Genomic DNA, 20,707 nt, shown 5'->3' on the forward strand with positions numbered 1-20,707 from the left:
GTGCAGCCATCACGCGACCTCGACACCGACTCGAAGCGCGAGACGAATCCCGCGAACTTCCGGAGCACCGCCCCCTCGTCAACCTGGAACCGGAACCTGGCCAGCTGGCCCAGGATATCCCGGCGCGCCACCGGCCCCGCAGCCGAGACCAGCGCCCTGATCCGGTACGGCTGGCAGCTCTCCTCGCGAACGTCCCACTCGACCACCGACAACCCGGGCGCGCGCCGCTCGCTGCGCTCATCGCGTTCGTACCTGCGGGCCTTGAGGATGATGTCCAGATGCGCCGACTGGCGGCCCGTGACCAGTCTCGCCGGTTTGTCCGATTCCGCCACGGCCATCTCCCTGTTCTGCAGTCCTGAATAGACGGTGTGCCATCGACGCTCGCTGCCAGCACACCATCGNGCATGAGCCACGCACGGTGGCNAATGCAAGTCGCGAGCTAAGTTTTACCCAGACAGGCGAAAACGGCACTCGGACGGGTCCGAAAAAATCACAGGGGATGACTCACGTGATGCTTCGGCGCTCGCGTGCCCGATCGCCGAGGCGCCTTGGTTAATTCAATGAGCCACGATCGGTAGAGACTGGAAGCCGTGCCAACCTCTAACCTGTTGAATCGAAACAGAACAGATGTTTGTCGGGCTTGTGCATTGCGGACGTGAGTTACCCACAGATTCTGTTGAGAGCCCTGTTAGCAACTTCTGGACATCCGCATCAAGTCCTTGAATGGAAACGGGAAGCTCGCAAACGACAGGGAAAATGCATGTTTTTTGCGCAGCAAAGTTGTCCACAGTTTTTGGTGACAAACCTGTTGATAACCGCCTGGCGAGTGCGCCAACTCATTGATCGGATAGAGAGTTCGTCGCTTGTGTCGCGGTTGCATCAAATTGCGTTCCGGATGGGCAACCCGGGGCGGCGGCGCAAACGTTTCGCGACGGCCACCGCCCTCTGCCCTTCGATGCATCCATGCGCAGCGCTCAGGCCAGGTCGAGTGCCGCCGTGAGATCGCCCGGCGGCGTCTGCTCTCGCGAAAGGAACGTGTGATCGCGCGCGGCCACGCCGTCGAGCGGCGCGAGGCCATGCACGCGGCTGATGAAGCGCAGGATCGATACCGTGTCGTAGAACGTGTGATCGACGTAGCCCTTCTTCGCGAACGGCGCGATCACGAGCGCGGGGATTCGCGAACCCGGACCCCAGCGGTCGCCCAAGGGCGGCGCGACCGGGTCCCACCAGCCGCCGTTCTCGTCGTGCGTCACCACGATCATCGTGTTCGCCCATTGCGGGCCGCGCTGGATGCGCTCGATCACGGTCGCGATGTGGCGGTCGCCCGACTCGACGTCCGCGTAGCCGGCGTGCATGTTCAGGTTGCCCTGCGGCTTGTAGAACGTCACGGCAGGCAAGCGCCCTGCGTCGATGTCCGCGAGCAGACGGTTGGTCGACGGATCGTCGCCGAGACCCGCATCGCGCAGGTGACGCGCACGCGCGGCCGTGCCCGGCGCGAAGTTGGCAAAGTAGTTGAACGGCTGGTGGTGATACTGGAAGTCGGGCACCGCGCCCGTGTCCTGATGGTCCAGCGCGAATTGCCAGGCGCCGCTATACCAGGCCCAGTCGACGCCCTTCGCCGAGAGCCGGTCACCGATCGTCGCGTAGGTCTGCGGGCGCAGCACGCGTGGATTGGACGGATCGGCGAGCGCCGGGTTGCCGTCTTCCGACGGGCGCACGTTGCTCGGCTGATATGGCGGCGCCATCGTGTTGATGGCGTAGCCGTCGGGCGTGAAGAGGCCGTCGTTCACGAACTTCGGCGGCCCGTCGAGCGCCGAGGCCGGCGAGTTCGGCGCAACCTTCAGGCGCGTGCCGGTGGGATCGTCGCCCTCCACGACGGAGGCGAGATGCTTGGCGGCGCTCGTCTGGATGTCGGCGTATTGCGGCACCTGCGCCGAGATCAGGAAGATGTGGTTGAGCCATGAGCCGCCAAACGCGGCCATAAAGAAGTTGTCGCAGAGCGTGTACTGCTGCGCGATATTCCAGAGCCGCAGCGTCTGCGCGGAGTTCTCGTAGAAGCCCATGACGAGGCCGCCCGAGTCGCCCCACGCGGCGAACTGGTTGTTGTGGCCCGCGTTGATCTGCATCTGGTTCTGATAGAAGCGATGGATCAGGTCCCGCGTGATGATGCCGTTCGGCAACGGATGGCCGTGCGCGTCCACGATACGAAACGGCCGGTTGGAGAGTCCCGCGATCTGATGCTCCGCAATCATGTAGCGCTTGCCATCCAGCTCCTGAGCCTGGGGCACGAGGCCGCCCCAGATCTTCGGCAGCTGCGGCAACGGCGTCTTGCCGTCGCGATCGAGCTGCGCGTAGCGCTCCGCGCTCACATTCGCGAGCGGGGTTTGCACGCCGGGATAGTTGCCGTACAGATTGACGAAGCTGCGATTCTCCGCGTAGATCACGACGATCTGGCGCACCTGGTCGCGCAACGCGGCATCGACGCGCGCGTCGGCTGCGCTGCGCGGCGCGCCCGCCGCGCTCTGCGCCGGCGTCTCGCAGCCGCCGAGCGCGAGGCCCACGCCAACCGCCGCCAGCCCGCCGAGCACGCGGCGGCGCGCGGGGTCGTCCGGACCGACGGGAATGGAAGGTTCTTCGGGACGCCCGTTCTTTGGTTCGTCGTTCTGCTTCATCAGCCTGCCTCCGGTGCCATGCCCGTAAGGGCGAGTCGAGGGGACGCGCAGTGGGCGCGGCGTACCGCGAATATTACGCAGCAGGATACCGGTTTCGCAGTTGGCGAGGCAAAAAGGAGGCTCGCAAGCGCAGCGTGCAAGCAGCCCCTTTAGCCGTCGCGCGGCATACGCGGCGCGCTTGCGGCGCCGTGCGGCTGGGCTTGCGCGAGCGTTTGCGCGGGACGCGGTTCGCTCGCGTGCCCCTCATGCGCGGCGCGCGGGGCACCGGGCAACGTCGTGCGCTCGTGGCGCGGCACATCGCCTTCGTCGGTCCAGAGCGGATCGGGAATCTCGCCGAAGACCTGGCGCAGCCGCTCGCCCCACGTCGAATGGATCATCTGGAAATAGGCATTCGACTGGTCGAGCGACGCGTATCGCGTCACACGCAGCGCGTCGCGCTCGTACACGAGCAGGTCGAGTGGCAGACCGACCGAGAGGTTCGAGCGCAGCGTCGAGTCCATGGAGATGAGCGCGCATTTCGCGGCCTCGTCGAGCGGCGTGCCCGGCGTCAGCACGCGGTCGATGATCGGCTTGCCGTACTTCGACTCGCCGATCTGGAAATACGGATTGACGCTCGACGTCTCGATGAAATTGCCGGCCGCGTAGATCTGGAACAGCCGCATGGCATGGCCGCCGATCTGGCCGCCGACAATGAAACTGCAGTTGAAGTCGACGTTGAAGGTCTTGAGCGCTTCCGCATCGCGCCGGTGCACCTCGCGCACGGCTTCGCCCACCACGCGCGCGGCCTCGACCATGGTCGGCGCGTTCCAGAGCGTGGCGCGCCCCGCGTCCTGCGGCTCGGTCAGCACCTGCAGCGTGGCCTGCGTGATGGCCAGATTGCCCGCGACGAGCAGCACGAGCACGCGCTCGCCGGGCTCTTCGAACACGGCCATCTTGCGCGAGGTGCTGATGTGATCGACTCCCGCATTCGTGCGCGTGTCCGCGAGAAACACGAGCCCCTCGTCCACTGCCATTGCCACACAGTACGTCATGCGCCTCCCTCCCCGTCCCTGACTTGCCGCTCTTTTTGTTATAGCGGGAAAACTATTGCTGCGACTGCTGCGCGCTCACGTGCACGCTGACATCGAGCGTTTCGCCGGCCCCGCCCACGCGGCGGCCGCGAACCGGCGCGGCGGCGTCGTAGTCGCGCCCCACCGCGATCCGGCAATATTTTTCGCTCGCGAAACACGCGTGCGTGACGTCCACTGTCACCCAGCCGTTGTCGAGCCACACGTCGACCCATGCGTGGCTCGCCATTTCGGGCACGTCGCCGGGGTCGAGGTAGCCGCTCACGTAGCGCGCCGGCACGCCGCGCGCGCGGCACACCGCCAGCATCACATGCGCGTGATCCTGACACACGCCACGGCCTAGCGCCAGCGCGTCCGCCGCGGTGTGCGTCACATCGGTGACACCGGGCTCGTAGCGCACGCGCTCCGTGATGCGCGAGGCCGCGTCGAGTACGGCGGCGGTGTCGTCCAGCGACGGCAGGCTGAACGCGAATTCCGTGAGTGCCTCGTCGGCTTCGGTGAGGCGCGTCGGCGAAGTGAAATGGTGCATCGGCACCATGCCTTCGCCTTCGGGCAGCCGGCCGTCGGGCAGCGCCACGGTCTCCACTTCGCCGCGCACGCGCAGGCGAATTTCCCTATGCGGACGCGTGAGCACCAGCGTCATCAGCGCGTTGCCGTAGGCGTCGCGGCACGCGTCGAGCTTGCCCGGCGCCTCGACCTGCCATTGCTTGACGATCTGCGCAGGCGTGGTGAGCGGCGAAAGCCGCAACTGCTGGATCGAATAATGCACGGGCGCTTCGTAGCGGTACACCGTGTCGTGCCGGACCGCGAGTTGCATGACATCAATCCTCCATCGAGACGATCGGGATATCGATGAGCGCGGGTTCGCGCTAACCGACCGGCAACATCAGATAGGTGCGCGCCACCTGATTGCCCAGCTCGTACACGCGCGCGAGAAACTGCGTGAGAAACGTATGCACGCCCATGGAAAAGATCTGCCGCAGGTCCGCATAAAGCAGCTCGGCGCGCAGCTTGCCCGCGGTGCGCTCGACTTCTCGCGAGCTATCGGTGCGCAGCATCGCGAGATTCGTGCAGACGCCGTCCAGCGACGCCAGCAGCGAGCGCGGCATTTGCTGGTTGAGTATGAGCAGCTCCACCACGCGCGCGGGCATCACCACGTCGCGATAAACCTTGCGATAGATTTCGAGCGCGGAAACCGAGCTGAGAATCGAGGTCCAGTAATAGAAGTCCTCGAGCTGACGCGCGGCCGAGCGCGAGTCGGCGTTTTCCACGTCGACGAAACGCACGTCGAGAATGCGCGCCGTGTTGTCCGCGCGTTCGAGGAACGTGCCGAGTTGCGTGAAGAAGAGCGCATCGTCCTGCAACGCCGTGCCCAGACGCACGCCGCGCGACAAATGCGAGCGGAACTTCACCCACTCGAACAGCGCATCAGGACGCGCTTCCAGCTCACTGCCGCGCAACAGCTCGACGAATTGCAGCCACGTGTCGTTGATCGTTTCCCACCATTCCGTAGTGAGCGTGCCGCGCACCGCGCGTGCATTCTCGCGGGTCGCCTGCAGGCACGAGTAGATGCTCGACGGGTTCGTTGGGTCCGCAACGAGAAACTTGAGCACGTTGCCGCTCGTTGTTTCCTCGTGGCGCGCATCGAAGGCGGGCTCCAGTTCCGAGATCCGCAGCATCGCGCGATGCGTGCGCGCCTCGGCGTCCGCGCTGCCGGGCAGCAGGAGCGCCTTCAGATTGATGTCCAGCATGCGCGCGGTATTCTCCGCGCGCTCCATGTAGCGGGCCATCCAGAACAGATGATCGGCGGTGCGGCTCAGCATGGTCGAACCTCTTCGTGTGCGTGTGGTGTGGCCAGTGAAATCATTCGAGCACCCACGTGTCCTTGGTCCCGCCACCCTGCGACGAGTTGACGACGAGCGAGCCTTCCTTCAGCGCCACGCGCGTGAGGCCGCCGGCCGCCATCTGGATCGTCTTGCCGGAGAGCACGAAGGGCCGCAAATCGATATGGCGCGGCGCGATGCCCGCTTCGACGAAGGTCGGGCAAGCCGACAGCGACAGCGTGGGCTGCGCGATGTAATTGCCTGGCCGCGCGAGCAGCCGGGCGCGAAACGCCTCGATTTCCTCGCGCGTGGAAGCGGGACCGACGAGCATGCCGTAGCCGCCCGCGCCGTGCACCTCTTTCACAACGAGATCCGGCAGGTTTTCGAGCGTCCAGGCGAGATCGTCAGGCCGGCGGCATTGCCACGTCGGCACGTTCTTCAGGATCGGCTTTTCGCCGAGATAGAACTCGATCATGTCGGGCACATACGGATAGATCGACTTGTCGTCGGCCACGCCGGTGCCCATTGCATTGGCGAGTACGACGCGGCCCGCGCGGTACGCCGTGAGCAGCCCCGGCACGCCGAGCGCGGAGTCGGGGCGAAACGCAAGGGGGTCGAGAAAATCGTCGTCCACACGCCGGTAGATCACGTCCACGCGACGCGGCCCCTGCGTCGTGCGCATGAATACGTAGTTATCCTCTACGAAGAGATCCTTGCCCTCCACCAGCTCGACGCCCATTTGCTGCGCGAGGAACGTATGCTCGAAATACGCGGAGTTGTACATGCCGGGCGTGAGCAGCACGACGGTCGGATCGTCCACGCCTTCGGGCGCCACCGAGCGCAGCGTATCGAGCAGCAGATCGGGATAGTGCGCGACCGGCGCCACCTTGTGCTGTACGAACAACTCGGGAAAGAGCCGCATCATCATCTTGCGGTTTTCGAGCATGTACGAGACCCCGGAGGGCACACGCAGATTGTCTTCGAGCACGTAGAACGCGCCGTCGCGCCCATCGCGCACGATGTCGATGCCCGCGATATGCGCATACACGCCCAGCGGCAGGTCGATGCCCTGCATCTCCGGCCGGTACTGCGCATTGGTGTAGACCTGTTCGGCCGGTATCACGCCGGCGCGCACGATGTTGCGCTCGTGATAGACGTCGTGCAGGAACAGATTGAGCGCCTGCACGCGCTGCCGCAGTCCGCGCTCGAGCAGCGCCCATTCGTCTGCTGGAATGATGCGGGGAATGAGGTCGAAGGGAATGAGCCGCTCGGTGCCGGAGAGGTCGCCGTTCACCGCGAACGTGATGCCGACCCGTCTGAACAACAGGTCCGCCTCGGCGCGCTTGCGCGCCATCGTCTCGCCAGTCTGCCTCTCCAGCCACTGCTGGAAGCGGTCGTAGTGCGGGCGCACCGCGCCCTCGTCGCGCATTTCGTCATGGACTTGCATCGGTTCGTTCTCGCGCGTGAGTGCAACTGCAGTGCAGGCTAAAAAGCAAGGCGTATGCCATCGGCCTTCAGCCTTGTTTCATGCGCTCGATTGGTGCAACTCAGGCAGGATCGGCGGTATCGAATCGGGGCATGCCAATGCGGCGCCGCATTTGCGCTTCAATCTGGTGCAATGCGCTTGCGCGGCACGGTATAGGCAGGAACGGCAGGCAACTGAATGGGCCTGAGATCCAATGACGGATGCGACCTGCGTGAACGAGCGTTCTACGAGAATCGCTGCATGGCCAAACGTGGAGGTGCCGGTGGACGTCGCCGGACTTGCCGGCGTTCAGCGCTATCTGCGCGCTTCGCTGGAAACCGATGTGGCTGCCGTGCCGCGGCGCCTCGGTGTTCGGCTACTGCGGCACGACAACGGTCCGATCAGATCATTGAGACGCCGCGCTCTCGCGGCTGCGCGCCGCCGCCAGCCCGGTGCGGCTTTGCACGCCCCACTTGCGCCGCCCGAGCAGGAAATGCAGCCAGCCGAGCGCCGCGCCGCTGTGGCGCATCAACTGGAACGAAAACGGCTCGAAGACGGCGGCGAGGAACGCCATGCCGAAACTCGAGTGTGTGCGGTCGCCGCTCCAGCGCCGGTATAAATGTACGGAGTACAAATGAAACGCGAGGTCGATCGCGATCTTGCCGACGATCACGCCCAGCACCGGCAGCACGATCGTAAAGCGGCCGTCGAACAAGAAGCCGATCAACAACGCGAACGCCGTCAGTCCATAAATGGGCTGCACGGTGTCGAATGCCTTCACGGGCAGCATCATGAGGCCGAGCTTGCCGTACTTGCGGTTGCCCGTCATGTCGCGATACCAGTACTGCGTTTGCAGGAAGCCCGCGAACCAGCGGCGGCGCTGACGCAGGAAGGTCGTGAGCGTGCCGGGCGCGTCGGTGCGCGCGCGGGCGGTGCCGAGCACGCGCACGTCCCAGCTTAAGCCCTTGCGCGCCGAATAACGGCGCAACCGGTGAATCAGTTCGTAGTCCTCGACGAGGCAATCCGCATCGAAGCCGCCCACGGCCATCACGGCGTCGCGGCGAAAGCCCGCAAACGCGCCCGAGATCAGCAGCAGGCTGTCGGCGCGCATCCACGCGAAGCGCGAGATGAAATTGCGGATGTACTCGTAGGTCTGGAACCACTGGAAAAAGCGTCCACTGAGCGTATGGTCGCAAACCGGCGTGAGCAGGCCCGCCGCCGCGACCAGTGCTGGCTCGCGGCCAAACGCGTTCGCCATCGCGGCGCATGCGTCGGGTTCGAGCAGCGTGTCGGCGTCCACGGTCATGACCGTTTCCGTTGCGATCGCAAGCAACGCCGCGTTGAGCGCGCGCGCCTTGCCGCCATGCGCGAGCTTCAGCCAGCGCAGATTCGGATACTGCGTCGAAGGCGCGCTCAGTTGCCCAACGCCTGGATCGACCAGGCCATAACGCTGCGCGAGCAAGGCAGCCGTGCCGTCGGTCGAGCCGTCGTCGGCAATCACGATCTGCTGCGGCGCGCGGGTTTGCGCGAACAGCGCGTCGAGCGTGATCGGCAGCACGGCCGCTTCGTTGTGCGCGGCGACGATCACGCCGAGCGTCGGCAGCTTCGCCACGCCTGCAGCCGCGGGCGCTGCCGCAGGCGCAAGCAGTACGCGCGCCTTCCAGGCGACGAACAGCAGCAGCACCGTGTCGTAGACGACATAGGCAATGCCCGTGGACCACGCGACCACGCCTTGCAGGAAGAACGCGCGCGCGAACAGCACGAACCAGAGCGCCATGACGCCCAGGTGGATCGCGATGCTCGCGAACGGCGTGGGAGGCGGCACGAAGCGCGGCGACGTGCGGGCGAGCGCCTCTTCAAGCGTATTTTTCAAGTCGTACCCTTCTCGTGTTGCTCACGGCATCATCCGGCGCAGCACCGAATGCCGATCGATCCATTGATGCTTGAGCGCGCCCGCAATGTGCAGTGCGAGCACGCCATAGAGCGCATAGCTGCACGCCGTGTGCAGCGCGCCGAACTGGTTGTGCAACTGTTCCTTCGTGGCCGCATCGAGGTTCATGATGAAGCCGATGCGCGGCCATTGCACGAGGCCGAAGAGATACATGGGATGCGAGGCGGCGGCGACCCATGCGGAGTCGTGCAGCCAGCCGGAAAGCGGCATCGCGAAGATCAGCACGTAGAGCGCGACGTGCGCGGCGTGGGCCGACGCGCGCTCCCAGCCCGGGAATTCGCCGGGCAGCGCCGGCGGGCGATGCGTGAGACGCCACAGCACGCGCAGGATCGCCAGCCCGAGCACGGTAATGCCGATCGACTTGTGCGTATCGATCACGAGGCGGATGGCGGTGTCCGAAAGCGCGCCGTCGGGCAGCAGCGCGGCAGTCAGGCCCAGCGCGACGTTCGTGAGGATCAGTAGCGCGATCAACCAGTGCAATAGCACGGCAACACGCGTGTACTTCTGCGCGCCGGCGGCGGCATCGGCAAACGGGGTTTCGGCGGAAAGGGAGGTTTTCACGTGGGCTTGGCCGTTGCGGATCAGTAGGGATAACGCACGGCGCGGCATTTTTATTCCCGCCGCGCGTGGTCCGCCGGCGGGATTGCGCGATGCTGCCCACACGGCGACTCGCGCATTATGCCCCCTCGTCCCTGACGCTGCAGAATCCGCTAGATGGCGGTTCTGCCAGCTTGGCGGCGGCCGGGCGTCATGCGGCGCCCCTCGAACTGTCGCGCGCAAAAGAAAAAACCGGAACGGGTCGTGCAACCCGTTCCGGTTCTCTGGCGGCTTCGACCGCTTACTTGCCGCTGCCCGCCTGCTTTTCGATCTGCGCGCCCACTTCGGCGTCGATCTGCTTCCAGTAGTCGAACACGCGCTCGCGCACGGGGCTGCCCACGCCGCTCAGGCTCGCCACCACCTGCTGGATCAGCGCCTCGCGCTGCTTGTCGTTGTAGACGTTGCGAACGAGATCGTGCGCCTGGCCGAAATCGTCGTCTTCCGCATGCAGCGAGTAGGCGCTGCGTACCATGTCGCCGTCGGCTTCCCAGCCGTCGTCCGCCGCGCCCGTCGTATCCGCCCACGGACGGCCGAAGCTGTTCGGCACGTAAGTCGGCGCGTTGCCGCTATGTTCGTAGGTCATGTTGCCGTCGAACATGTAGGTCTGCACGGGCACCTTCGGACGATTCACCGGCAGCTGGTTGAAGTTCGTGCCGATACGCGCGCGCTGCGCGTCGTTATAGGCGAACGCGCGGCCCAGCAGCATCTTGTCCGGCGAGAGGCCGATGCCCGGCACCGTGTTGCCCGGCGAGAACGCGGCCTGCTCGATCTGCGCGAAGAAGTTCTCCGGGTTGCGGTTGAGCGTCATCGTGCCGACCTTGATGAGCGGATAGTCCTTGTGCGACCACGTCTTCGTGAGATCGAACGGATTGAAGCGGTACTTCTTTGCCTCCGCATATGGCATGACCTGCACGGAGAGCGTCCACGACGGAAATTCGCTGCGCTTGATTGCGTCGAACAGATCGCGCCGGTGGAAGTCGGCGTCCTCGCCCGCCATCGCCGCGGCTTCGGCGTTGGTGAAGAACTGCATGCCCTGGTTCGTGTGGAAGTGGTACTTGACCCAGAACTTCTCGCCCTTCGCGTTCACCCACATATAGGTGTGCGAGCCGTAGCCGTTCATGTGGCGCCACGTTTTCGGCAGGCCGCGCTCGCCCATCAGATAGGCGACCTGGTGCGCCGACTCGGGATTGTTGGTCCAGAAGTCCCACTGCATCTGGCCATTGCGCAGGCCCGAGTCGGGCAGACGCTTCTGGCTGCGGATGAAGTGCGGGAACTTCATCGGGTCGCGCACGAAGAAAACCGGCGTGTTGTTGCCGACGAGGTCGTAGTTGCCCTCGGTCGTGTAGAACTTCAGCGAAAAGCCGCGCACGTCACGCCAGGTGTCGGGGCTGCCCATTTCGCCCGCGACGGTCGAAAAGCGCGCCAGCATTTCCGTGGCCGCGCCCTTCTGGAACAAGGCGGCCTTCGTGTAGCGCGACACATCCTCGGTGGTCTTGAATTCGCCGAATGCGCCGGCGCCCTTCGCGTGCGGCTGGCGCTCGGGCACCTTCTCGCGGTTGAAATGCGCCATCTGTTCGAGGAAGTGCACGTCGTGCAGCACGATCGGGCCGTCGGGGCCGATCGTGAGCGAGTTACGGTCGCTGACAGCCGGCGCGCCCGTCCTCGTCGTGGAATGACCGGCAGACTTGTCGTTCGATGCACCCATTACCGCTCTCCTGATGGATTCGCGCATGGCGCCTGCGCGCACCGCGCCCGTTCGACTGCGAAAGCAGGTTCGAGCCGCAGCCGGGGCCGCCACCGCTAGATTTGGGGGACCAACCCGGGCTGCGCGCAGGTGCCAACCTTCGACACCAGCCCTCGCCCGAGGGAATGGCCATTTTGCGCGCAGACGCGAAGCGCTGCGCTCAAGCGGTTCACACGCCGCGCAGGTCCAGCGGGACGCCTGCCGCCGTGTTGGAAATTTCCACCCAGAATCAGGCGTTTACATAATTGTTGCGACGCACAAAAACTTCTTGACACGATTTATGGATCGGTTACCATGAACTCGATTGCTGCATCGCACAAAACCTTCTCTGCGCGAACCGGTGATCGACCCGAAAGTTTATTTTCGCAACCGAAACCGACGCGTAGCGTCCCCCCAAAAGGAAAGAGACATGAACCTGCCGACCCCCGAACAGTTCGCCGCCAACCAGAAAGCCGGTCTCGAGGCCCTCTTCGGCCTGACGAACAAGGCATTCGAAGGCGCGGTCAAGCTCGCCGAACTCAATATCGAAACGGCTCGCTCGGCGTTCGCCGAAGGTCAGGAACAAGCCCAGCGCGCACTCTCGGCCAAGGACCCGCAAGGCTTCTTCGCCGTGCAGGCCGGCTTCGCCCAGCCCGCCGCTGAAAAGGCACTGGCCTATGGCCGCAGCGTCTACGGCATCGTTTCGGCCGCGCAAGCCGAATTCGCCACCGCCGCCCAGTCGCAGTACGAAACGCAGCAGCGCGCGCTCGAAACGCTCGTCGACAGCGCCGTGCAGAACGCCCCGGCCGGCTCGGAAGCCGCTGTCGCTGCGATCAAGTCGGCGCTGAACGCCGCCAACAACGCGTATGCGTCGGTGAACAAGGCTGCGAAGCAGGCTGTGGAATTCGCGGAAAGCAACTTCGACGCCGCCGGCAAGGCCGCGACGAAGGCCGTCGCGCAAGCTTCGGCGCGCGCCGCCAAGCAAGCTGTGTAAGCATTACGCTTCACTTTCCGCTGGCGGGGGCAACAGCTGCCGCCAGCCGGACTGAAGACGGGCGTGGACCTCGTGCAATGCGAGTTCCACGCCCGTTTGCTTTTGGCCGGTCTGGCGCGACGCGGCGCCGGCCGTCAAGGCGCGCAGCCTGCCGTATCGAACATCGTCGCCAATGCGCAACTCGACGTGAGCATGCGCGCGCCGTCGTGTCCCACGCCGGGGACGAGATGAAACGTCTGATTCAGGCCGTCCGGGTGACGGCTTTGCAGATAGCGGTAGAAGCCTTGCGCGCGGGCCACGCGTTGCGCGCCCTGCGCGCGTGCAGCACAACTCTTGTCGAGCGATGCCGAGGTCGGGTCGTCGTCGTTGCCGCCCGCCAGATAGACGATGCGCCGCTTCACGTAGTCCGCCTCGAGCTGTGCGGGCGTGCGCCCGGCGATGGACGCCGGCCGGTTCTCCATACCGTATTTCCAGCGGTCGAAGTCCGCGCAGCGCGAGACGTCGAAGGCCGCTGGCGCGCCGTTCGCGTCGGGCCGCTGCGCGTCGAAATACGCATACGACGACGGACTCGCCACCACGAAACGCACGTCGATTCCCGCGGCGGCGAGTGCATCCGTGCGCGCGACGATCGCGTAGCGCTGCAGCACCTGGGCGCCGCCCGAGTGCCCCGCGAACACGACCGTTTTCAGATTGGGAAACAGACGCCGGTCGGCGAGATGCCGCGCAATGTCGTCGAGCACGGCGTATGAACTCACCGGCGCGCCGCTCGCGGCGTCCGCGCCGGCCATCCACGCGTTGCCGCGCCAGCTCAGCAGATCGCCCGCTGCGTGGTGCGCGCTCACGTCGGCGGTGGCGAGAAACTGAGGGGCGACGAGCAGCGTGCCCGCGGGATCGGCGCCCGCCAGCTCGCGCGCATGCTGCGCGGTGCGAAAGTAGGTATCGGCGTTACGCAGCCGTCCATGAACGATGACCACGGCGCGCTGGACGGCGGGCTGCGGCACGTTCCAGTCCGCGCTCAGATAAAGCGGAAATTGCGCGTGGCCTTGTGGGGTATCGACGGGCATGCGCGCGTCGGCGATCACGCTGACGGCACGCAGGGGACGCGCCTGCGCGAGTGCCGGCGCAACGATCAGCGCGCTCGCCGCGATCGCAACAGCCAGCCGGCGCAGAGCGTTTGAACCCATGAAGGCACGCGCCGCGAAGGCGGGCTCAGGAGCCGAACATCCGGTTCACCGCGCGCTCGAGGTGCGCGCGCATGGCGGTGGAAGCGCGTTCGGCGTCGCGCGCCTGGATCGCTTCGAGCACTTCGAGGTGTTCCTGCTGCACGAGCCGCTGCCGCTCGATCGACTTCACGAGCGAGAGGTTGCGCGACAGGTTCATGCTGAACACCATCTGCTCCTGGATGCCCGAGAGCGCCGTGATGAAGAACTGGTTCTTCGAGGCGCGCGCCACGGCCATATGGAACGCGAAGTCGTCTTTCGCGCCGATGCCCGAGGTCTCGATGATGGTCTGCAGGTTGTCCCACTCGCGCTGGATCGCGGCGATGTCTTCGTCTTCCGCCTTTTGCGCGGCGAGCGAGGCCGCCCCGGCTTCGACCACCACGCGGTATTCGTAGCAGCGGCGAATGTCCGACAGCGTCTCGAGCGGCGCGAAGCGGCGCACGTCCGGGTCGGGACGCCGCATGACCGTCGTGCCCGAGCCGTGGCGCGTGGCGATGATGCCGTCCGCGCGCAGCTGGGCAAGCGCCTCGCGCACCGTGGGGCGCGAGGTCGCGAAGCGCTCCGCGAGCATGTGCTCGGTCGGCAGGCGCTCCCCTTCCTTGTATTCGCCCTCGATGATGCGATTGAGGATGTCGCTGTAAATCCGCGCCGGCATATTCGGCGCCTTCTGCTCAGACATGATCGGACGGTGCACTTGGGTTGTCAGGAGTGTCGTCAATTGTAAGTCATATGGCGGGCCGATAGCGTCCACCCGCCCCCGGCCAGCCCCCATTTTGCGGGTGTTTCCGCTCTTTCCGTCCCGCTTTACCAATTTGCGGCCAATTTTGAGCCGCTTGCGCTTTTGCGCTGGCCAGCCTTACCGCAGCGCACTCACGCGGATGCGCAGTTCCGCTTTCTGCGTTTCTCCCGGCTCCAGCCAGCGCAGGCCGAGGCCGGTGTGAATCGCATCGGGCAGCCCTAGCCACGGCTCGACGCAATAGAAGTCCGAATCGGGCGCGAGCGTCCAGGTCGTAACCGCATACCACGACGCCGAACCGGGCCGGCGCAGATCGATTTCGAGCGCGCGCTGCAGCGACGGCATTTCGATGCGCACGGGCACATCCGGTTCGCCGTCGAGGCAATGAAAGCAGTCGATGATCTGCGCGTCGTCGAAGCGGTAGTGCGTCTCGCCCGGCGCGGCCTCGGCCGTCGTGCCGTCCGGCAACTGCCGGCGATGGAGATTGCGCGGCAGCGCGATCGTCGCCTCGCCGCGCTGCGCGTGCGGCAGCGCGAAATAGAAGTGATGGCCCGCGTAGTACGGCAGGCGCGCGTCGCCCGTGTTCGTCGTGGTCAGTTCCACGTCGAGCGTCGTTTCGTCGGCAAGGCGGTAGGCCGCCTCGAAACGAAACCCGAACGGGTACATCTCGCGCGTCGACGCGCTGTCGGTGAGCGTCATACGCACGCCGTCGCCTTGCGGCGCGATCTGCGCCGCGAACGGCAGATCGCGTGCGAAGCCGTGCAGCGGAATGTCCCGCACGACGCCCTGTGCGTCACGCCAGCGGCCCACGCGGCCGTCCACCCACTGCCGCGCGATGAACGGAAACAGCAGCGGATTGCCGCCGCGGATCAGCCCCGGCTTGCTCCAGTCCGGCGCGTCGGGCCAATGGATGATGGGCGCGCCACCGATCGTCCATGAAAGCAGACGCCCGCCGGCCTGCGGCGCGACGAGCAGCCGCGACGCGCCGCGCGCGAGTTCGATGATGTCCTGGTTCTGAAACTCCGGCATATCGGCAACACGTAAAGGGCAAAGGTCAGTCAGGCGCGCGCAGCGAAGCTGCGAAAGCGGGCTCGGGCAGGCCACGCACACCGGCGTCGATGGCGAACACCAGGCCGTCCTGCTCGCCGGGTTGCGGCGGGCAGATCGTCGTGACGTAAAGCACGTCGAGGTTCGCACCGCCGAACGCGCACATCGAAGGCTTCGCCACCGGCACCGTCACGCTGCGTTCGAGCCGCCCTGCGGGCGTGAAGCGCAGCAAGCGGCCCGCGTCGTTCGCGCAGATCCAGTAGCAGCCGTCGGCGTCCACGGCCGCGCCGTCGGGGCGCCCCGTGTAGTCGTGCAGATCGGCGAACATGCGGCGATTCGTGGGCACGCCGTCGTCGATGTCGTAGTCGAAGGCCCAGATCAGGCGGCTCGACGCATGCGAATCGGAGAGATACATCGTGCGGCCGTCCGGCGACCATGCGAGGCCGTTCTGCGTGCACAACCCCTCGACCACGGGCGCCGACAAGCCGTCTTGCGCCGTATAGCGATAGAGCTTGCCTGCCGGGTCGGGCGCCGCCGCGTCCTGCACCATCGTGCCGGACCAGAAACGGCCCTGACGATCGCAGCGGCCGTCATTGAAACGCATGCGCGCGGCCTCATGCGCCACGCTCGCGAGCGGCCGCACACTCGCCTCGCCCGCCCGCGCGTTCGCGGCCGGTTCGTGCAGCGTCACGGCGAAAAGGCCCGTCTCCAGCGCAGCGAGCACGCCGCCATCGCGCGCGAACGCGAAGCAGCCGATGCGCTCCGGCAGCGCCCACTCGGTGCGGCGCGCGGTATCGACCGCATAGCGAACGAGCGTTTGAGCGGGAATATCGACCCAGTACAGCGCGCTTTCCTCGGCGCGCCACACGGGGCACTCGCCGACCGACGAGCGGCGCGCATCGTGCGTCTCGAGCGGCCTCAGCGGCGGCATCGACACCGCATCGAGCGTCACTTCGTGCTGCGTGCTCAACGCTGCTCCTTCTTCCAGGCTTCGTACGCGGCAAGCGTTGCCTCGTTCGGCGGATAGGTGCCCGGCAGCGCCGCGCCCGCCTCGATGCGTTCGGTGATGAAGCGCTCGAGCGTTTCCTGCTCTGTGGCGTCGCGCGCGACTTCCTCGGCCAGATGACACGGAATCACGACCACCCCGTCCGCGTCGCCGACGATGATGTCGCCCGGAAACACGGCCACGCCGCCGCAGCCGATCGGCACGTTCAGGTCGACCGTATGGTGCTTGCAGAGATTGAGCGGCGCCGAAGCACCCGCGCAGAACACCGGAATGCCGAGCGCCGCGATGGTCGCGCTGTCGCGCACCGGGCCGTCCGAGACCATGCCCGCCACGCCGCGCACTTTCATGCGGGTGGCGAGGATCGAGCCCATCGAGGCGGCGTCGGTCACGCCGCGGCAGTCCTGCACGAGCACCGCACCCGCGGGCACGGTCTCGACGCCCTTGCGCTGCGGATGCTCGGGGTTCTGGAACGCGCTCAGCTGGTCGAGGTCCTCGCGCGCCGGGATGTTGCGCATCGTGAAGGCCGGACCGACCAGGTTGGGAGCGCCCGGCGCCGGTGCGGCGAGCGGCTTCACGCCCTGCAGGAAGACGTTGCGCAGTCCGCGCTTGAAAAGTTGCGTGGTGAGCGTGGCGTTGGAAACGTGGCGCAGTTGTTCGAGCGCGGCATCGCTCACGGGGATGGCGGGGGAAGTCATCGTGTCTCGTCCGTTGTCGTGTGTCGTGGTGCGCGTGGCGCGGGCGGCGGCTCGAAAAACTGTCGAGCGGATGGGTTGCATTGTTGTAATACAACACGAAAATTGTCAACCCGCCATTGCGTGGCGGGCTACCCCAGGATGTATGACGACTAGTCTTCGGACGGGCGCGAAATGCCCCGTAAGATTCGGTTGGCGCCGCAGGCAAAGAGACGACCCAAGTCAACAAATGCCCGCCCAGAAGCGGCGCCGGGCGTCCGACCCCGATCTGGCACCAGGGAAATCCCCAGCGCCTCAAGATTTGCTTTACAACTTTGGTCCAAATAGAATGATGTCTTACATGAAGGACCCGATGCGCACCGGCACCACCCTTCATCCCGGCCAGGCACAGCTCCGTGCCAGAGCCCGCCAACAGCAGGAGACGAGCAGTGCAACGCAAGACAATCAAGGGGGTGCGGTGGTGGATCATCGGCCTCATCATGATCGGCACCATCTTCAACTACCTCGCGCGCAGCTCGCTCGCGGTGGCCGCCCCCACGCTGACTGAAACGCTTCACATGACCACGCAGCAGTACTCGTACGTGGTCACGGCATTCCAGGCCTGCTATGCCCTCGCGCAGCCGATTGCCGGTTTCGTGCTCGACTCCGTAGGCATCAAGATCGGCTTCGCGATCTTCGCGTTTGGCTGGGCCATCGCCAACATGCTGCACGGCCTCGCCGGCAGCTGGCCCGCGCTCGCGGCCTTCCGCGGCATGCTCGGTCTGACCGAAGCCGCGATCTTCCCCGCCGGCATGAAGTCCATCAGCGCATGGTTCCCGGCCAAGGAGCGCTCGGTCGCGACCGGCTGGCTCAACACCGGCACCTCGATTGGCGCGATGCTCGCTCCGCCGCTCGTCGTGTGGTGCATTCTCAAGTTCAACTGGCAGTTCGCGTTCGTCATCACCGGCGGCGGCGCGCTGATCTGGGTGGCGCTGTGGCTCGTGTTCTTCAAGATGCCCGCGGAACACCCGAGGCTCTCGCAGGAAGAGGCCGACTACATCCGCGAAGGCCAGACCGAAGCGCAGAAGTCGACCCGCGGCCGCCGCGCCTCGTTCAAGGAAGTGCTCAAGACGCGCCGCTTCTGGGGCATCGGCATTCCGCGCATGCTCGCGGAACCGGCATGGCAAACCTTCGGCGCGTGGATTCCGCTGTACATGGTCACCGTGCGTCACATGAACCTGAAGGAAATCGCGCTGTTCGCGTGGATGCCGTTCCTCGCCGCCGACCTCGGCTGCCTGGTGGGCGGCTACCTCGCGCCGCTTTTCATCCGCTGGTTCGGCTGCTCGCTCATCACCTCGCGCAAGCTCGTCATCACGACCGGCGCGCTGCTGATGGTCGGTCCGGCCTGCGTGGGCCTCGTTGCGAGCCCCTACGCCGCGATCGCCCTCTTCTGCGTCGGCACGTTCGCACACCAGACGATTTCGGGCGCGCTGTTCACGCTGGCTTCGGACGTGTTCGGCCAGCACGAAGTCGCCACGGCCACCGGCCTCTCGGGCATGTTCGGCTATCTCGGCGCGACGGTGTTCTCGCTCATCGTCGGCGCAGTGGCCAGCACGATCGGTTATAACCCGTTGTTCGTATGCCTCATGCTGTTCGACATCATCGGCGCCTGCGTGGCATGGCGACTGATCTCGAACGAGCAGCAGGACAACGCGGACAACCTCGCGCTTCAGTCCTCGCATAACGTGAAGGCCTGATCGCCCTGTTCACCGGCCGGCGCCCGCGAGGGCGCCGGCTGTCGGCATTTCTACGTGAGGACAATCACAGTGAAGAAAGTTGCATTGACCGGCGCGGCCGGCCAGCTCGGCACCGTGTTGCGCAAGGGCCTGCTCGAACGCGGCGTGAACCTGCGTTCCGCGGCCGGCTCGAAGCCGCTCGAACCGCTCGTCGCGGGCGAAGACGTGATGCACGGCGACCTGCGCGACCCCGCCGTGGTCGACCGCCTGCTCGACGGCGTGGACGTGCTGATCCACATGGCCGGCACGAGCGTCGAGCGCCCCCTGCCCGAGATCATCGAGAACAACCTGCGCGGTCTCGTCGAAGTCTACGAAGGCATGCGCCGCCACGGCACGAAGCGCATGCTGTTCGCGAGCTCGAATCACGCGATCGGCATGTACCCCGTGGAAGAGAAGCTCACGCTCGACTGCGCGTTTCGCCCGGACGGTTTCTACGGACTTTCCAAGGCATGGGGCGAATCGCTCGCGCGCCTGTACTGGGACAAGCACGGCATCGAAACCGTGAACGTGCGCATCGGCAGCTGTCTGCCGAAGCCCACCGAGTTCCGTCAATTGAGCACGTGGTTCGGCCACGAGGACCTGTTCCATCTCGTCGATCGCGTGATCAATGTCGATGAGATCGGCTTTGCCGTGGTGTGGGGCGTGTCGAACAACACGCGCAGCTACTGGATTCAGGAAGGCGCGCACGACGACGCGAAGCGGCTTGGCTATGAGCCGAAGCAGAATTCGGAAGACTGGGCGGCCGAGATTCTGGCGCAGCAGAACCCGCTCGACGCGACGGCGCAGCGGTATCAGGGCGGCAGTTTCGCCAGCTTCGATTTCACGCCGGTGGAGCAGCGCGGCAAGCGGTCGTGATCCGTCGCTTTTCCGGTGTTTGCGTTTGAGCGCCCCCTGGGGGCGCTTTTTTTTTGGTTCTTCGCGGATCTCCAGGGAGACCGATTGCGGACAGACTGTAGTCGGCCATGAGGCGTCGTTCGGCACCTTCCTTGCTGAGGCGTTCGGGCGCCTGGTCCATCGCAAGGCCGCCGTTCCATTGGCGAGCAAAAAAGGTCCGGCTACGGAAACTTTGAAAACACACAAGGCGTTGCTTCCGGCAAATGTTGCCTGCAGGCCCCATGACCAGGCGAACCGTTCAATATACCGATTCCATACCCGGTGGTCGGTGCTTAAAACGTCGGTGCACCCAGTAATACTGCTCGGGAAATTTCACGACCTGTTCCTCCAGGAACGCATTCATGCGGCGCGCGTCGGCTACATCACTCCCCGATGGGAAATCCGTGAGCGGCTCGAAAATCGTCAACTTATACCCTTGACAATTCGGAAGCACCTCAGTCACGAAGGGAACGACCCGCGCGCCCCCCAGTCTCGCGAGACGCGAAACGGCTGTGAGCGTGCAGGCGGGAACGCCGAAGAAAGGGACAAAGGCAGAGTTTTCAACGCCTTGGTCCATATCCGCCGCGAGCATGACCGGTTTGCCGGAACGTAACAATTGCACGATCTTTCTGGCACTTGTCGCGCGCTCGATCATCTCTGCGCCGAATCTGCCGCGTTGCCGCCTGGCAAGGTCGCATAGGGCTGTGCTTGACATACGTGTGTACAGTGAGGCGACGGGGAGGTGCGTCGAGTAGAGCATGCAGCCGACCTCGATGCCCACAAAGTGAAAACCCATAAAGATGGTGGGCGGGGCTGTATCGTCATGGAGATCAATTTTGCTTTCGATCTGGACGATATCCCGGATCGACTGCGCACTGCCAAACCACTGGATGCCTCGCTCGAGATAGCTGCGAACAACGTGGCGGAAGTGAGCTCTTGCGAGCGCCTGACGTTCGCGGCTAGTCTTCTCGGGGAAGCACAGACGCAAGTTCACCTGGACGATATGCTTGCGGCGGCTCGGAAGCGCATACAACGCAGTGCCGACAACCATCCCGAGCCTTGCGAC

Annotated in this window: 17 protein-coding genes and 1 pseudogene; 3 read left to right on the forward strand and 15 right to left on the reverse strand. The window is 65.4% G+C overall.

What is annotated here, in order from left to right:
- The 9 genes and pseudogenes from A3CW_RS49525 to A3CW_RS0142265 form a co-directional block, all read right to left on the reverse strand.
- Positions 1–332: pseudogene (locus tag A3CW_RS49525) on the reverse strand (hypothetical protein); the annotation flags it as partial.
- Positions 333–974: 642 nt separating this feature from the next.
- Entirely contained in the window at positions 975–2,672 is a 1,698-nt protein-coding gene (locus A3CW_RS0142230) for an acid phosphatase (protein ID WP_035515620.1), read from the reverse strand.
- A gap of 149 nt (positions 2,673–2,821) precedes the next feature.
- Positions 2,822–3,703 carry a proteasome-type protease gene (locus A3CW_RS0142235; protein WP_028208903.1) on the reverse strand — a complete coding sequence of 294 codons (882 nt, stop codon included), beginning with the start codon at positions 3,701–3,703 and terminating at the stop codon, positions 2,822–2,824.
- Between the two features lie 52 nt (positions 3,704–3,755).
- The gene (locus tag A3CW_RS0142240; protein ID WP_028208904.1) at positions 3,756–4,556 is read right to left on the reverse strand and encodes a transglutaminase family protein; all 801 of its coding nucleotides are present in this window, start codon (positions 4,554–4,556) and stop codon (positions 3,756–3,758) included.
- Between the two features lie 52 nt (positions 4,557–4,608).
- Positions 4,609–5,562, reverse strand: coding sequence for an alpha-E domain-containing protein (locus tag A3CW_RS0142245; protein ID WP_028208905.1), 954 nt, complete (start codon positions 5,560–5,562; stop codon positions 4,609–4,611).
- A 40-nt stretch (positions 5,563–5,602) separates the two neighbouring features.
- Positions 5,603–7,009: a circularly permuted type 2 ATP-grasp protein gene (locus A3CW_RS0142250; protein WP_028208906.1), complete on the reverse strand. Its 1,407-nt coding sequence runs from the start codon at positions 7,007–7,009 to the stop codon at positions 5,603–5,605.
- A gap of 424 nt (positions 7,010–7,433) precedes the next feature.
- Complete coding sequence (locus tag A3CW_RS0142255; protein ID WP_028208907.1) at positions 7,434–8,900, reverse strand: glycosyltransferase family 2 protein; 1,467 nt, start codon at positions 8,898–8,900, stop codon at positions 7,434–7,436.
- Between the two features lie 21 nt (positions 8,901–8,921).
- Entirely contained in the window at positions 8,922–9,539 is a 618-nt protein-coding gene (locus A3CW_RS0142260) for a cytochrome b (protein WP_028208908.1), read from the reverse strand.
- A gap of 277 nt (positions 9,540–9,816) precedes the next feature.
- Positions 9,817–11,280: a catalase gene (locus A3CW_RS0142265; RefSeq protein WP_028208909.1), complete on the reverse strand. Its 1,464-nt coding sequence runs from the start codon at positions 11,278–11,280 to the stop codon at positions 9,817–9,819.
- Positions 11,281–11,728: 448 nt separating this feature from the next.
- Here A3CW_RS0142265 and A3CW_RS0142270 point away from each other — a divergent pair, with 448 nt between their 5' ends.
- On the forward strand, positions 11,729–12,292 hold the full coding sequence (locus tag A3CW_RS0142270) for a phasin family protein (RefSeq protein WP_028208910.1): 564 nt from the start codon (positions 11,729–11,731) through the stop codon (positions 12,290–12,292).
- Between the two features lie 134 nt (positions 12,293–12,426).
- On the opposite strand, the gene A3CW_RS0142275 is transcribed toward A3CW_RS0142270, so the two are convergent.
- The 5 genes from A3CW_RS0142275 to A3CW_RS0142295 form a co-directional block, all read right to left on the reverse strand.
- On the reverse strand, positions 12,427–13,476 hold the full coding sequence (locus A3CW_RS0142275; RefSeq protein ID WP_028208911.1) for a hypothetical protein: 1,050 nt from the start codon (positions 13,474–13,476) through the stop codon (positions 12,427–12,429).
- Between the two features lie 25 nt (positions 13,477–13,501).
- Positions 13,502–14,191 carry a FadR/GntR family transcriptional regulator gene (locus A3CW_RS0142280; protein ID WP_028208912.1) on the reverse strand — a complete coding sequence of 230 codons (690 nt, stop codon included), beginning with the start codon at positions 14,189–14,191 and terminating at the stop codon, positions 13,502–13,504.
- Positions 14,192–14,368: 177 nt separating this feature from the next.
- Entirely contained in the window at positions 14,369–15,277 is a 909-nt protein-coding gene (locus tag A3CW_RS0142285) for an aldose epimerase family protein (protein WP_028208913.1), read from the reverse strand.
- Between the two features lie 25 nt (positions 15,278–15,302).
- Positions 15,303–16,226, reverse strand: coding sequence for an SMP-30/gluconolactonase/LRE family protein (locus A3CW_RS0142290; RefSeq protein ID WP_051482075.1), 924 nt, complete (start codon positions 16,224–16,226; stop codon positions 15,303–15,305).
- Between the two features lie 35 nt (positions 16,227–16,261).
- Positions 16,262–16,996, reverse strand: coding sequence for a ribonuclease activity regulator RraA (locus A3CW_RS0142295; RefSeq protein WP_028208915.1), 735 nt, complete (start codon positions 16,994–16,996; stop codon positions 16,262–16,264).
- Between the two features lie 476 nt (positions 16,997–17,472).
- Between A3CW_RS0142295 and A3CW_RS0142300 the strand changes: the two genes are divergently transcribed.
- Positions 17,473–18,729, forward strand: a complete 1,257-nt coding sequence (locus A3CW_RS0142300) for an MFS transporter (protein WP_051482076.1) — start codon at positions 17,473–17,475, stop codon at positions 18,727–18,729.
- A 69-nt stretch (positions 18,730–18,798) separates the two neighbouring features.
- Positions 18,799–19,623: an NAD-dependent epimerase/dehydratase family protein gene (locus tag A3CW_RS0142305; RefSeq protein WP_028208917.1), complete on the forward strand. Its 825-nt coding sequence runs from the start codon at positions 18,799–18,801 to the stop codon at positions 19,621–19,623.
- Between the two features lie 277 nt (positions 19,624–19,900).
- Here the strand turns inward: A3CW_RS0142305 and A3CW_RS0142310 are convergent.
- Positions 19,901–20,707 (reverse strand): lipid A biosynthesis lauroyl acyltransferase (locus tag A3CW_RS0142310; protein ID WP_028208918.1); only part of this gene is annotated, 807 nt, incomplete at its 5' end.

It is taken from the genome of Paraburkholderia nodosa DSM 21604, from assembly GCF_000519185.1.
Taxonomy (GTDB): Bacteria; Pseudomonadota; Gammaproteobacteria; order Burkholderiales; family Burkholderiaceae; genus Paraburkholderia; species Paraburkholderia nodosa.